Annotated in this window: 12 protein-coding genes; 4 read left to right on the plus strand and 8 right to left on the minus strand. The window is 72.8% G+C overall.

What is annotated here, in order from left to right; translation table 11 throughout:
- Positions 1–89: 89 nt before the first annotated feature.
- A complete protein-coding gene (locus ACYVKF_RS01925) occupies positions 90–1652 on the minus strand; it encodes a cryptochrome/photolyase family protein (protein ID WP_460964455.1) in 1563 nt (520 codons plus the stop codon).
- 18 nt (positions 1653–1670) lie between these two features.
- Here ACYVKF_RS01925 and ACYVKF_RS01930 point away from each other — a divergent pair, with 18 nt between their 5' ends.
- Positions 1671–2138, plus strand: coding sequence for a DUF2867 domain-containing protein (locus tag ACYVKF_RS01930; protein WP_162254775.1), 468 nt, complete (start codon positions 1671–1673; stop codon positions 2136–2138).
- 38 nt (positions 2139–2176) lie between these two features.
- On the opposite strand, the gene ACYVKF_RS01935 is transcribed toward ACYVKF_RS01930, so the two are convergent.
- Together ACYVKF_RS01935 and ACYVKF_RS01940 are read right to left on the minus strand one after the other, a co-directional pair.
- The gene (locus ACYVKF_RS01935) at positions 2177–2578 is read right to left on the minus strand and encodes a DUF6855 family protein (protein WP_056916720.1); all 402 of its coding nucleotides are present in this window, start codon (positions 2576–2578) and stop codon (positions 2177–2179) included.
- 72 nt (positions 2579–2650) lie between these two features.
- Positions 2651–3706 carry a GNAT family N-acetyltransferase gene (locus tag ACYVKF_RS01940; protein WP_460964457.1) on the minus strand — a complete coding sequence of 352 codons (1056 nt, stop codon included), beginning with the start codon at positions 3704–3706 and terminating at the stop codon, positions 2651–2653.
- A 91-nt stretch (positions 3707–3797) separates the two neighbouring features.
- Between ACYVKF_RS01940 and ACYVKF_RS01945 the strand changes: the two genes are divergently transcribed.
- On the plus strand, positions 3798–4790 hold the full coding sequence (locus ACYVKF_RS01945) for a malate dehydrogenase (protein ID WP_056916719.1): 993 nt from the start codon (positions 3798–3800) through the stop codon (positions 4788–4790).
- Between the two features lie 110 nt (positions 4791–4900).
- Here ACYVKF_RS01945 and ACYVKF_RS01950 read toward each other — a convergent pair whose 3' ends face one another.
- Genes ACYVKF_RS01950 through ACYVKF_RS01970 form a run of 5 tightly spaced genes read right to left on the minus strand, consistent with a single transcriptional unit; the run spans position 4901 to position 9986 of the window.
- Positions 4901–5170, minus strand: coding sequence for a DUF3017 domain-containing protein (locus ACYVKF_RS01950; RefSeq protein ID WP_200947742.1), 270 nt, complete (start codon positions 5168–5170; stop codon positions 4901–4903).
- A 4-nt stretch (positions 5171–5174) separates the two neighbouring features.
- A complete protein-coding gene (locus ACYVKF_RS01955; RefSeq protein WP_460964460.1) occupies positions 5175–6035 on the minus strand; it encodes a bifunctional methylenetetrahydrofolate dehydrogenase/methenyltetrahydrofolate cyclohydrolase in 861 nt (286 codons plus the stop codon).
- Between the two features lie 51 nt (positions 6036–6086).
- On the minus strand, positions 6087–7511 hold the full coding sequence (locus tag ACYVKF_RS01960; RefSeq protein ID WP_460964462.1) for a YlbE family protein: 1425 nt from the start codon (positions 7509–7511) through the stop codon (positions 6087–6089).
- A 1-nt stretch (position 7512) separates the two neighbouring features.
- Positions 7513–9018, minus strand: coding sequence for an FdrA family protein (locus ACYVKF_RS01965; RefSeq protein WP_460964464.1), 1506 nt, complete (start codon positions 9016–9018; stop codon positions 7513–7515).
- Positions 9015–9986: an oxamate carbamoyltransferase subunit AllH family protein gene (locus ACYVKF_RS01970; protein ID WP_460964466.1), complete on the minus strand. Its 972-nt coding sequence runs from the start codon at positions 9984–9986 to the stop codon at positions 9015–9017. Before ACYVKF_RS01970 ends, ACYVKF_RS01965 begins: the two co-directional genes overlap by 4 nt.
- Positions 9987–10117: 131 nt before the next feature.
- Here ACYVKF_RS01970 and ACYVKF_RS01975 point away from each other — a divergent pair, with 131 nt between their 5' ends.
- Positions 10118–11869: a helix-turn-helix domain-containing protein gene (locus ACYVKF_RS01975; protein ID WP_460964468.1), complete on the plus strand. Its 1752-nt coding sequence runs from the start codon at positions 10118–10120 to the stop codon at positions 11867–11869.
- Positions 11870–12071: 202 nt separating this feature from the next.
- The gene (locus ACYVKF_RS01980; protein WP_056916713.1) at positions 12072–13508 is read left to right on the plus strand and encodes a uracil-xanthine permease family protein; all 1437 of its coding nucleotides are present in this window, start codon (positions 12072–12074) and stop codon (positions 13506–13508) included.
- The last annotated feature ends 9 nt before the right edge of the window (positions 13509–13517 follow it).

Here is a 13517-nt window from a genome sequence, read left to right on the forward strand (position 1 = left end):
AGGGCTGACGGGCCCGAGAGGCCGGTGCCGCAGGGGGATTCCCTTGCGGCACCGGCCTTTCACGTCACGTCACGTCATGTCGGGTGGAGTCAGGGAGCGTCTGCTCCCCTGGCTCGTTCCTGCGCGACGGTCGCCTCGAGGTCGGTGAGCCGGTGCCGCTGCTGGAGCGGACGCGCCATGCGGGGGTTGCCCTCCAGGCGGTCGGCGGTGCGGTCCAGGTAGGCCCAGTAGCCGGCGGTGAACGGGCAGGCGTCCTCGCCGACCCTGACCGTGGGGCGGTAGCGGCAGCCTCCGCAGTAGTCCGACATCCGGTTCAGGTACGCGCCGCCGGACACGTAGGGCTTGGTCGTCATGGCGCCTCCGTCGGCGTACTGGCTCATGCCGACGACGTTCGCGGGCATGACCCAGTCGTAGCCGTCCACGAACCGCGTCTGGAACCACTCGGTCAACGCGTCGGGGTCGTACCCGCGCTCCGCCGCCCAGTTGCCGAGCACCATGAGCCGCGGGATGTGGTGCACCCACCCCCGGTCGCGCACACCGGCGAGGACGTCCTTGAGGCACGCGGCCTCCACCGCGTCGGCATCGAGCTCGTCGAACCACCGTGGCAGCGGCTCGCGAGCCGCGAGGGCGTTGCGGCTGCGGTACTGGCCCCCGAAGTGCCAGTAGAGGTGCCAGACGTACTCGCGCCACCCGACGACCTGCCGCACGAAGCCCTCGACCGAGGCCAGCGGTGCGTCACCGTCGTGGTACGCGCGGACCGCCCGTTCGGCGACCTCCACGGGGTCGAGCAGCCCGAGGTTGAGGGGCACCGACAGGAGGCTGTGGGCCATCGCCCAGTCGCCGCGCAGCATGGCGTCCTCGTGCGGCCCGAACGCCCCGAGCCGGTGCGTGACGAACCGGTCGAGCGCCGCGAGCGCTTCGGGGCGGGTCACGGCGAACAGCCGCGGACCGTCCCTCCCCACGGTCACCCACCCGTCGTCGCGCTCCCACCGGTCGAGGTCCTCCCTCACCTGCGCGTCGACGTCGTCCTCGCGCGGCCGGTATGGCGCGGGCACGTCCAGGCGGTCCGCCCCCTTGGGCGGTGGCTCCCGGTTGTCCTCGTCGAACGACCACCGACCACCGACCGGGGTCCCGTCCCCCTCGACGAGCAGGTCGAGCCGCTGTCGCTGGAAGCGGTAGAAGTCCTCCATCCGCAACCGTCGCCGGTCACCCGCCCAGCGCTGGAAGTCTCTGCGGGGCAACGAGAACCCCGGTGTCGGGTCGACGGCCTCCACCCGGCCCGTCTCGAGCTGACGGGCGACGAAGTCGGCGGCGCTCCTCGAGGTCGGCTCGTAGACGCGGACGGGTTCGCCGAGCTCGCGCAGGGCCTGGCCGTAGGTGGCGGTGCGCAGGAGGACTGCCGAGTCGCCCAGCTCCGCCGCGCGGTGGCGCAGGGCGGACAGGACGAGGTGCAGCTTCTGCCGGTGGTAGCGGCGCCGGCCCAGGGCCTCGCGGCTCTCGACCAGCAGGACCCCGTCGCGGCCCACGTCGAAGTGCGGGCCGAGCTGGTCGGCGAACAGCCAGCGCCGCGTCACGGGTTCCCCACCGGCATCGTCACCCAGCCAGTCTGGGCGACCGCGCGTGCTGCGGCGAGCCGGGCGGTCCGGTGCCACGCCGCATACGGTGGCTGGGTGGACCCAGTCATCGGCGGCACCCAGACCTCGCACGTCCACGCACCGCCCGAGGTCCTGTGGCAGGTGGTGACCTCGGTCGGTGGGGACACCGGCTGGTTCACGCCCGAGGCCGTCTGGGCGGCACGCTGCGGGGTGGACCGGGTCCTCGGTGGCCCCGGCCGCCGCCGGGTGCGGCCGGACCGGCCGTTGCGTCTCGGCGACAAGGTCGACTTCTGGACGGTGACGGCGATCGAGGCGGGCCGGCACCTGGTGCTGTCACCGGACACCCGGCTGCCGGGCAGCGCGTTCCTCGAGCTGGACGTGGCGCCGGACCGGGACGGCTCCCGGCTCACGCTGCGGCACGGGTTCGTCCCCGACGGGGTGGCCGGTCGCCTCTACGGTGAGGCGACCCGCCTCGGGGACGTCGCGCTCTACGCCTGGATGCACCGACGGATGGTCCTCGCTGCCGAGGACCTCGCCGGCTGAGGGTCCCGTCGACCCAGGACTCGGCCGACGAGCGCGGGTCAGATCGCGCGCATCCGGTTGTTGCGCGGCTGGTGCTCGACCTCGGCGAGGCCCAGCTCCTCGAGCAGAGGTGGCAGGTACATGCCGACCCGGCCGCGATAGCCCTTGCGCAGGCCGTACCACCCGCCCAGCGGGTTGCCCTCCGAGCGGGCCCAGGCCTCGACGGTCCCGTCCTTGGCCGGCTTCTGCTCGTCGGCCGAACCCAGCGGCACCCAGTCACCCTGCTCCCGCAACCAGGCGTGCAGGTCATCGATGACACGGGCGTCGTAGGTCAGACGCGTCGAACCGACCTGGCAGACCAGCTGGGGCGGGTCGGTGTCGTCGTCGCGGTACATCGTGTAGTCACCGCTGCCCGGTGGCGTCCTGAGCGTCCACGGGTCGTCCTTGGTGCCAGCACCCATCACGTCCACCTTCGTCCTCGGTCGTGCGCCTGATCGTCCACCCGGTCGACCACCCGACCGACCAGTCCAGTTCTACTCCCCTCCGGGGCTCCCGGGGTCGCCCAGGGCGAGCTTGAGGCCCTCGTGCGACCTGGCGAACCCCAGCCGCTCGACGTAGAACCGCTGGGCGTCGGTGCGCCGCTTGTCCGTGGTCAGCTGGACGACCGCACAGCCCCGTCGCCGGGACTCCTCGATCCCCCAGCGCAGCATGGCCTCCCCGAGGCCATGGCCGCGCTGGGAGGCGGCAACGCGCACCGCCTCGACCTGGCTGCGCCACGCACCCCCGCGCGACAACCCGGGCAGGAAGGTCAGCTGCATCGTCCCCACCACGGCGTCCCCCGACTCGAGGACGACGAGCAGGTGGCCCCGGTCGGCGTCGATCGCGTCGAAGGCCGCGAGGTACCCCGTGAGGTCGTGGCCGTCCTCGCGACCGGCGCCGATCTCGTCGTCGGCGAGGAGGTTCACGATGGCCGGCACGTCGGTCCGGACTGCTCGGCGCAGGACCACCTCGCCGGCGCCGGCGGGCAGCGTCGCGAGCGGGCGCCGGGCTGGATCCCCCGGGCCGGGAACGGCGGCATACGGGTCCCCGGTCGTCCCTGCGGCACTCGTTGCCTCGTCGGTGTCGAACCACGTGGTGCCGTCGAAGGCCAGGGCCCGTTCGAGCCGGACGCGGGCCCGGTCCATGAGCGGCTCGGGCAGGGCGTCCACGGCGAACCAGCCCACCTCCAGCGACTCGTCGTCGTTGACCCTCGCCTCGCCGGAGAGGTGGCGGGCGAGGAAGCACAGGTCGAGGTACTGCGCACGGTCGCCGTTGGGGTAGCCCTGCTCCGGCAGCGTCCAGACCGAGGTCAGTGCCTCGATCCTAGCGACGACACCGGTCTCCTCCTCGATCTCGCGGGCGAGGCCCACCGCCGGCTGCTCGCCGGGCTCGAGGATGCCGCTCACCAGGGCCCACTGGCCGTTGTCGGCGCGGCGGCCGAGGAGCACCTCACCGCCGTCGTTGCGCACGACGGCAGTGACGCCGGTGAGCCAGAGGAGGTCGGTGCCGACCTTGTCGCGCAGGGCGAGGATGAAGTCCGGGGTGGGCATGGCCTCGACCCTAACCACCGGGAACCCGTGCTCCGCACCCCTGCTAGCGTCGTGCACAGCTGTCCCACCCCACCGACGTGAAGGGCCCACCGTGAGCACTACCCCCGTCAAGGTCGCCGTCACCGGCGCCGCAGGCCAGATCGGCTACAGCCTCCTCTTCCGCATCGCGAGCGGCTCGCTGTTCGGCCCGGACACCCCGGTCGAGCTCCGACTGCTCGAGATCACCCCCGCGCTCAAGGCGCTCGAGGGTGTCGTCATGGAGCTCGACGACTGCGCGTTCCCGACGCTCGCCAAGGTCGAGATCGGTGACGACGCCGAGAAGATCTTCGACGGCGTCAACCACGCCCTCCTCGTCGGCGCCCGCCCGCGCGGCCCCGGTATGGAGCGTGGTGACCTCCTCGAGGCCAACGGCGGCATCTTCGCCCCGCAGGGCAAGGCCCTGAACAAGGTGGCCGCGGACGACATCCGTGTCACCGTGACCGGCAACCCGGCCAACACCAACGCCCTCATCGCGATGAGCAACGCGCCCGACATCGGTAGGGAGCGCTTCTCCGCGCTGACCCGTCTGGACCACAACCGCGCCATCTCGCAGCTGTCGGCCAAGCTGGGCGTGCCGGTGACCGAGATCAGGAAGATGACGATCTGGGGCAACCACTCCGCGACCCAGTACCCCGACCTGTTCCACGCCGAGGTCTCGGGCCGGAACGCCGCCGAGGCCGTGGGCGACCAGGAGTGGCTGGCCGGCACGTTCATCCCGACCGTCGCCAAGCGCGGCGCCGCGATCATCGAGGCCCGGGGCGCGTCCTCGGCCGCCTCCGCCGCGAGCGCCACCGTCGACCACGCCCGCGACTGGACGCTCGGCACCCCGGACGGCGACTGGGTGTCGATGTCGGTCTGCTCCGACGGCTCCTACGGGGTCCCGGAGGGCCTGATCTCCTCGTTCCCCGTGACCGTCAAGGACGGCCAGTGGTCGATCGTCCAGGGCCTGGAGATCGACGAGTTCTCCCGCGGCAAGATCGATGCGTCGGTCAAGGAGCTCGAGGAGGAGCGCGAGGCCGTCAAGGGCCTGGGCCTCATCGGCTGACGCACTCCCTCACAGCACGGCGAACGGCCGGTCCCGGGTCACCCGGGACCGGCCGCTGCGTGTCTGCGCACGCGGCACCTGGACACGGTGACCGGACGGCCACGGCCCGATCAGCCGCGGGGGCGAAGGTCCAGGCTCGCGGTGATCACGGCCAGGGTCACCCCGAGCAGCGCCATCGTCGCGACGTCGACGACGCGGGAGCGCACGACCAGGCCGCCGCTGAGCGCGGTCGGCAGGACCGCCCGGATCAGGGCAGCCATCAGCAGCCCCCCGGCGAGCACGAACCCGGCCAGTCGGACGTGACCTGCTGCGAAGGCCACCACCCCCAGCGCGAGGACCGGCGTGGCGACCCACCACCAGCCCAACCGGGGGATGACCACGAGGTCAGGCCGTGGCCGTGGCCGCGAGCCGGCGTTCGGCCGCACCCACGATGTTGGACAGCAGCAGGGCTCGCGTCATCGGACCGACACCACCGGGGTTGGGGCTGATCCAGCCGGCCACCTCCGCGACGTCGGGGGCGACGTCCCCGGCGATCTTCCCGTCGACCCGGCTGACGCCGACGTCGAGCACCGCGGCACCGGGCTTGACCATGTCCTTGGTGACGATTCCGGGCACACCGGCCGCGGCGATGACGATGTCGGCCCGGATGACCTCGGCGGCGAGGTCACGGGTGCCGGTGTGGCAGAGCGTGACGGTGGCGTTCTCGCTCTTGCGGGTGAGGATGAGCCCGAGCGGTCGCCCGACGGTGAGCCCGCGGCCGATGACCACGACGTTGGCACCGGCGATGGTCACGTCGTGGCGGCGCAGCAGCTCGATGCAGCCCATCGGCGTGCAGGGCAGCGGGGCCGCCTTGCCCAGGGCGAGCCAGCCGAGGTTGGTCGGGTGCAGCCCGTCCACGTCCTTCTCGGGGGACACCCGCGACAACAGGGCCATCTCGTCCAGGCCCGTGGGCTGCTGCACGAGGAACCCCGTGCAGTCGGGGTCGGCGTTGAGCTCGTCGATGACCGCCTCGACCTCGGCCTGCGTCGCGGTGGCGGGCAGGTCGCGACGGATGCTCGTGATGCCGATCTCGGCGCAGTCCTTGTGCTTGGCGTTGACGTACCAGTGGCTGCCGGGGTCGTCGCCGACGAGCACGGTGCCCAGTCCGGGGACCACTCCGTGCTCGCGCAGGACGTCCACCCTGCTGCGCAGCTCCTCCTTGATCGTCGCGAGTACTGCCTTGCCGTCCAGGATGCGCGCGCTCACGGTCCCGTATCCTGCCACGCCGGTCCGAGCGGTCCCCTGACCACCCACGGCTCAGCCCGCGGCCGGGGTGGGCAGCGCGTCGGCGAGGGCGTCGAGCGCCTGCGTGAAGCACTGCGCGGGCGGGGTGACCAGCCCGGCCCCGACCTGACCCGTCCCGGCGACCCGGCCCGCCATACCGGTGTTGATCTGCGGGAGGATCCCGGTCCGCACCACCGCGGTGACGTCGATGGCGGTGGGAGTTCCGCGGAACTCCAGGATCGGCACCTGGTATGCCGTGTGCTCACCGACCGTGATGTCGTACATGGTGCGCGTGGTCCTGAGGGCGAACGGGACGTCGCCGCCCACGAACTTCACGATGGCCGGGGCTGCCGCCATCGCGAACCCCCCGATCCCCGCGGTCTCGGTGATCGCGGAGTCGCCGATGTCGGGGTTGGCGTCGTCCGGGCCGTACGAGCCGAGGAACAGCCCTTCCGGGGTGTTCGCCGGACCGGTGAACCAGCGGTCGCCGGTCCCGGCCGTGCGGATGCCGAAGTCGGTGCCGTTGCGCGCCATCGTCGTCACCACGGTCGACCCCGGGATTCCTTCCGCCGCAAGGGTCGACAGCTTGCACGCCGGCATGCCGAGGTTGAGGAAGAAGTGCTCGTTGGCACCGGAGAAGCGCACCGCCTCCGCGATGTCGGTGGACGACCCGTCGGCCGTGATGAGGGACGGCAGGAGCTCACGCAGCAGCATGAGCGAGCCGGCACGGTTGCGGTTGTGCCCCTCGTCGCCCATCTGGAGCATCTGGGCGATGATCGCCTTGATGTCGATCAGCCCGGCAGCCCGCACGGCCTGCTGGAGCAGCGGGCCGAGGACGGAGTTCATCCAGTGCAGGCGGTCGACGACCTCCGGGCCGTACGCGCCGTACCGGAGGACCTTGCCGAGGCCCTCGTTGAGCGAGCACCAGGACGTGTGGTCGTGCACCTCGTCGCGCAGCTCGTACAGCCACATCGACGGTGAGATGACTCCGGCCATCGGGCCCACCGCATCGCGGTGGTGGCAGGGCTCGAGCGCCACGTGGCCGGCGGCGAGGGCCGTCTCCGCGGCTTCCGGGGTGTCGGCCATCCCCTCGAAGAGCATCGCCCCGATCAGGGCACCGCGCATCGGGCCCGAGGCACGCTCCCACTCCAGCGGCGGGCCGGCGTGCAGGAAGGTGCCGCGCTCCAGCCCCAGCACCTCGTGGGCCGGTCGGACGTCGACGAGGTCGGCACCCGCTGCCGTCATCCGTTGCAGGGCAAGGGCATTCGCATCACGTCGGCGGCGGTCAGCCATCACCCGGACGAGGGGGTCGACGGAGCCGTCCGGCGGTGGCTGCCACTGCGCCTCCCCCACGACGACGGCCTGGTCGCGCAAGGCGTCGCTGAGCAACCCCGCGCCGGCAGTCGCGACGACCGGGTCGGTGGTCAGCAACCCGTGCAGGTCGACGTGCCCGGCCATGTCAGGCCTCCTCGGTGGTCGGCAGGAGGGACACGGCGCGCCTCGTGGCAGCCGCGTTGGAGAGGAACACCGCCGCACCGGCCGACCGCAGCGCCTCGGCGCAGCGGGTCAGCCCCTGCGGGTCGCCGTCGGTGCCGGTCAGCGACACGACGACCGGCAGGTCGCGGCCCGAGGCTGCGGCCGAGGCGCGGGCCGAGCGCACGGCCTCGGCGAGCTCCTCCGCAGGGTCGGGGTGGGCCCCGTGACCCAGGACGAGGTCGAGCAGCAGCACGCCGCAACCCGCGTCAGCGGCCTCGGTGTGGATGCGTTCGAGCCGCAGGCTGGGGTCGATCATCGGGTGGGCGCGCCCGCGCGTCAGCCCGTCGTCACCGAAGTCGAGCACGACGTGCCCGTCGGCGCGCAGGTCGTCACCCACCGCGAGCTCGGGTCGCAGGGGGATGTTGGAACGGATGTCGCCCCGGCCGTCCCCCAGCGCCTCCCCCGCGACGAGCATCGCCTCGTCGGCGAGCGTGCCGCCGCAGAACAGCCCGCGCAGGGACCCCCGGCCCACGGGCTGTTGCGGGACGTCCCACACCGGCCACGTGGGTACCGACCTGCCAAGGGCGGCGAGCACGCTCTCGACCGAGGTGGTGAGGTCGGGCCGACCGGCCCCCAGCGTCGCCCAGTGGACCTGGGTGCCGAGCCCGGCGGCATACGCCTCGAGGTCGGCGAGCACCCCCGGGGCCGGCGGCTTGGAGACGACGACGATGGTGTCCGTCCCCTCGTCGGCGGCGAGGGCGGCGAGCGCCTGCCGGGTGGACCGCCCGGCGACGCGGGACGACAGGTCGCGCCCTCCGACGCCCAGGCAGTGGCTCACCCCGACACCGGCGGCGTCGAGGAGGGCCATCACCTGCTGGGCTCCTGTCCCGGAGGCGGCGACCAGCCCGACCCGTCCGGGCGAGACGACGTTGGCGAACCCGAGGGCCACGCCACCGACCACGGCGGTGCCGCAGTCCGGACCCATCACGAGCACACCACGGTCGGCCGCTGCGTCCTTGAGGAGCACCTCCGTGTCGACGTCGACGTTGTCGGAGAACAGCATCACGCTCACCCCGCGGTCGATGGCGTCGAACGCCTCCACCGCCGCGTGACGACCGGGGACGGAGACGAGGGCGAGGTTCGCACCGACCGCGTCGATGGCGCGACCGAGGGTCCGTGGTGGCGGGGCGTCGCCGAACCCTCCTGCCGACGTCCCGGCCGACCGGAGCGCTGCGAGGGCGTCGTCGACGGCGGCCCGCCCGGTGGCCACCCCTGTCTCGTCGGCAGCGCGCAGGGCGACGACGAGGTCGTTCGGTGAGGCGGCCGGGACGTCGAAACCCATGCCGCGCAGCACCTCGAGGTTCAGCTCGGTCGCCATCGCGACCTGGGCCGCGTCGACGCCCGGGGCTGCCGCCGCCGTGCGCGAGACCTGCATGAGGCTGACCGAGTCGACGTAGACCCCGGTCCTCAGCTCGACGTGGTCGGTCACGAGGTCACTCCTGGGGTCGTCGGGAGGTGGTGGGCGCCCACGGTGGGCAGCCCCAGCACGCGACTGCTCGGGTCACCTCCGCAAGTGCTGTCCGCCGCCGCCAGCGCCCCCGCGAGCCCGGCGAGCAGGTCGGCACCCGAGCTGTGGCCGATGGCCCGCACCTCCAGGGCCGCGGGAACGACGTCGGGTTCGCTCTCGCGGCCACCGGCGAGCGCCGCGGCGAGGCGGACGACGGCCGGCACGGCATACCCGTCGGCGGCCTCGGTGAGCAGGGCGGCGGAGACGGCGGTCGTGGCGCCGAGACGGGGTCGGACCGTCGTCCACAGGTGCCGGCGCGCGTCCTCGGCGCCCGCGAGGCGCAGGGCGAGGAGCACGCCGCACAGGACGTCGTCACCGCTGGGGGTCAGCCCCTGCCCCACTCCCACCGTGTGACCGACGACGTCGACCAACGACTCGCCCCTCAGGGCCGTCGTGGCGAGGTGCCGCGCCGGCACCGCCCACCCGGGGGAGGCGAGCCGCCCGAGGGAGCCGGTCGCCGCAACCCCCGGGAGGTGGCCGGGCGTCGGCACGCGGACCGGCCGCCAGACGCGGGCTCGTCGGATCGTCGCGCCGGGAAGGCGGATCTCCCCGTCGCCCACACCCACCCGGTCGCCGGGCTGGACCCCCCAGCCGAGCCGGGACGACCCGGGGGCGAGCACCACGGCGTTGGGCAGGCGCAGCCCCGACTGGGCCACCACGGGCAGGATCCCCTCGGTGGTGCCGTCGGGCCGGCTGCGGTCGAACCGCAGGTAGAACGCGAGCGGGTGGACCGCGACGACGGTGGCACTCCTCGGACGCCGGGCCAGCATCCCCACGGACCGTTCGGAGACCGCGGCCGGCCAGGTGGGGGCTCCCCCCTCGGCGGGCGCAGGGCTGCTCCTGGTGGCACGGTCCATCGTGCCGGCGAGAGGCGTCCCGGAGGGCGTCACGGGTGCTGCACCTCCTCGGCGTCGGGTCGCGCAGGACTGACGAGAGAGCCGCGCGGGTTCCGTGGACAGGGGACCACGAGCCCCGCGCGGCTTCGAGCAGCGACGCTACCCAGTGGGACTACAGTCCCCTCATGGTGAATGTTGCCAACGATCCCGGCGTCCTTGACGCGGAGTTGCCAGCCGCCCAGGCGCTGGCGGCAACACCCCTGCCCACCCGCGAGCTCGTCACTGGTGTGCCGCTCAGCAGGGTCCTGCTCCTGCCGGCGCTGGCCGGGGCCAGGGTGCACGCGACGGCCCACCAGCTGGGGACCGTCGTCACACGGGCGTCGGTGCACGACACGCAGGCGGGCTCGCGACCCGGCTCCCGACCCGACTCCGGGCGCGAGCTCAGTCCCGACCACCACGTGGTCTGCCTCGACCCCGCCAGGCTCGCGCCCGGCACCGACGTCCGGGGCCTGGTCGACACCCTGGTCGCCGGTGGCGCAGCCGCCCTCGTCGTGACCCGCAACGGCGGCACGGACGGCACCGACTGGCGCAGCACCGGGGCTGCGGCCGGCCTCCCCGTCGTGCTGGTCCGCGGTGCCAGCCCCGAGCTCGTCGTCACCGAGGTCCTCGGGGCGCTGCTCGACCAGCAGTCCGGGATCCTCGCCCGGGTCGACGAGGCCCACCAGATCCTCGTCGGGATCGTGCTCGCGGGAGGCGGCCTCGAGGACCTGTGCGAGCGCCTGGCCGGGTTCCTCGGTGGGGCCACGATGGTGACGACGACCGACGGGCGGGTGCTCGCCCGCGCCGGTTCGGAGGCCGACCTCGAGGCGGCCCTGGCGCTGGACTGCTTCGACCGGACGGGGCGGCTGGTCACCGAACGCGAACCCGTCGGCATCCGCGACCCCCGCGCCGACAACGCCGGCCGCGCCCTCGTCCGGATCGTGGCGGGACAGCTCGACCACGGGCTGCTCTCGGCGTTCGTCGTGGACCGGGCCCTGACCGCCGACGACGTCCACCTGCTCGAGCGCGCCGCCACCGTGGCGGCCCTGGCCATCACCAAGGACCAGGCGGTGTCGGCGGTCGAGGGCAAGTACCGCGCGGAGTTCCTCCGCGACGCGCTCTCCGGACGAGCGGGCGCGCCCGCCGAGGCGATCGCGCACGCAGCAGCCCTCGGGTGGGACATCGACCGCCGGCTCGTCGTCGTCGTCGCCGAGACCGACGAGGACGACGCCCACACGACGCGCTCCCCCGAGGAGGTGAGCTCGCTGCAGCAACGCTTCGCCCGGGCCTGGAGCCAGGCGATGGCGGTGCGCGACCCGCGCGCACCGGTGGTGGGGTTCAGCCAGGAGGTCGTCGCCCTGCACGCCGTCCCCGCAGACGCCGACACCGATGCCGTCATGCGCGCCGTGGGCGAGGTCGTCCGGATCGTGCGCGGCGACGGCGGAGGGGGGCGTCGTACGTTCTCGACCGGGGTGTCGCGGCCGATCGACTCCCTCGCCGGTCTCCCCGCGGCATACGACGAGGCGCTCAGTGCCGTGAGCGTGGGGCGGCAGCTGCACGGAGCCTCCGCGCTGACCCACTTCGACGGGCTCGGCGTGTTCCGGCTGCTGTCGCTGATCCCGGACAGCGCGGACCTGCGGCGGTTCGTCGAGGAGTCGCTGGGGCCGCTCGCGAACGACGACCTCCCCGAGCACGCGGACCTGCGCACCACCCTGAGCGTGCTGATCGACACGAACATGAACGTCGCCGAGACCGCCCGCATGCTGTTCTTCCACTACAACACGTTGCGCTACCGCATCGCCAAGCTCGAGAAGATGCTCGGCCCGTTCACCTCCGACCCGCAGCTGCGACTCAAGCTGGCCCTGGCCCTGAAGGTCCACCAGATGCGCGGCATCTGAGCGCTGGGGGCGAGTGCACGACCTGCCGAACCCGTGCCCGCCCCCGATGGCAACTGTTGCCCAATGCACGGCCCGCGCGTCCCGCTAGTTTTCGCATGTCCCGGGGTGCCCGGGTCGTAGGGTCGCCGCACCGCGTGACGTTCGACCTGGGGCAGCGCTGCTCCCTCCCCCCACCCGGCGCGGCAGTCGACAAGGAGTCCTCATGGCATTGGGCTGGAAACTTCACGGTGACGGTCGCACGATGGGGCCCGACGACGTCGTCGCCCCCGACGAGCGGCTCTCCTGGGGCAAGACCATCGGGCTCGGCGCCCAGCACGTCGTCGCGATGTTCGGGGCGACGTTCGTCTTCCCCCTGATCATGGGCCTCAACGCCCAGCTGGCGATCATGATGAGCGGCATCGCGACGATCGCGTTCCTGCTCATCGTCCAGGGCAAGGTGCCGTCCTACCTCGGCACCTCGGCGTCCTTCGTCGGCGGTGTCGCGGCGATCCGCGCGCAGGGCGGCGACTCGGCCGAGGTGACCGGGGCGATCCTCGTCGCCGGTGTCGTCCTCGCCCTCGTCGGCGTGCTCATCCACTTCGCCGGCTCACGGGTGGTGCACAAGGTGCTGCCGCCGGTCGTCACCGGTGCGGTGGTCATGCTCATCGGGTTCAACCTCGCCCCGGTGGTGGCCACGATCTACTGGCCCCAGGACCAGTGGGTCGCCCTGCTCGTCATGGTGTTCACCATCGTGTGCGCGGTGGCCGTCCGTGGCTTCGTCGGCCGCATCGCCATCTTCCTCGCACTGATCTTCGGCTACGTCCTCTCGTGGATCTTCGACAAGGCCTTCGGCCAGATCACCGCCTACGACGCGGGCGCCGGCAAGATCACGACCCACTTCCGCACCAACTTCGACGGCGTCAAGGCTGCCGACTGGATCGGGTTCCCGCCCCACACCGAGCTCGTCGCCGGCAAGGAGGTCGTCGGCTGGCACGCGCCGAGCTTCTCGGTCGCCGCGATCCTGCTCGTCCTCCCGGCCGTCATCGCCCTGATCGCCGAGAACACCGGCCACGTCAAGGCGGTCGCCGAGATGACCAAGACCGACCTCGACCCCGTCATGGGTCGCGCCATCGCCGCGGACGGCATCGGCACGGTGCTCGCCTCCTCGGTCGGCGGCTCCCCCACGACGACGTACGCCGAGAACATCGGTGTCATGGCCGCCACGCGCGTCTACTCGACAGCGGCCTACTACGTCGCCGCGGTCGTGGCCATCCTGTTCGGTCTCTCACCGAAGTTCGGCGCCCTCGTCGCCTCCACCCCCGGTGGCGTCCTCGGCGGGATCACCGTGGTCCTCTACGGCATGATCGGCCTGCTCGGCGCCAAGATCTGGAAGGAGAACGGTGTCGACTTCGGCAACCCGATCAACCTCGTCCCGGTCGCGGCCGGCATCGTCATCGGCATCGGCAACGTCTCGCTGAAGTTCACCGACGACTTCTCGCTCAGCGGCATCGCCCTCGGCACGATCGTCGCCGTCGGCGCGTACCACCTCGCCAAGTCCCTGGCCCCCTCCGACCTGCGCGCGAAGGCAGAGGGCTCGGTGCTCACCGTGGGCAGGGAGACGTATGGCGACGGTGAGGACGACCTCCGACCTCGCCGCTGACCCGTCCTT

The organism is Pedococcus soli, from assembly GCF_054782575.1.

Bases quoted from the DNA above. Each gene is read 5' to 3' on its own strand.
- ACYVKF_RS01935 (WP_056916720.1), bottom strand. From the start codon at position 2,578: ATGGGTGCTGGCACCAAGGACGACCCGTGGACGCTCAGGACGCCACCG.
- ACYVKF_RS01940 (WP_460964457.1), bottom strand. From the start codon at position 3,706: ATGCCCACCCCGGACTTCATCCTCGCCCTGCGCGACAAGGTCGGCACC.
- ACYVKF_RS01960 (WP_460964462.1), bottom strand. From the start codon at position 7,511: ATGGCCGGGCACGTCGACCTGCACGGGTTGCTGACCACCGACCCGGTC.
- ACYVKF_RS01975 (WP_460964468.1), top strand. From the start codon at position 10,118: ATGGTGAATGTTGCCAACGATCCCGGCGTCCTTGACGCGGAGTTGCCA.
- ACYVKF_RS01980 (WP_056916713.1), top strand. From the start codon at position 12,072: ATGGCATTGGGCTGGAAACTTCACGGTGACGGTCGCACGATGGGGCCC.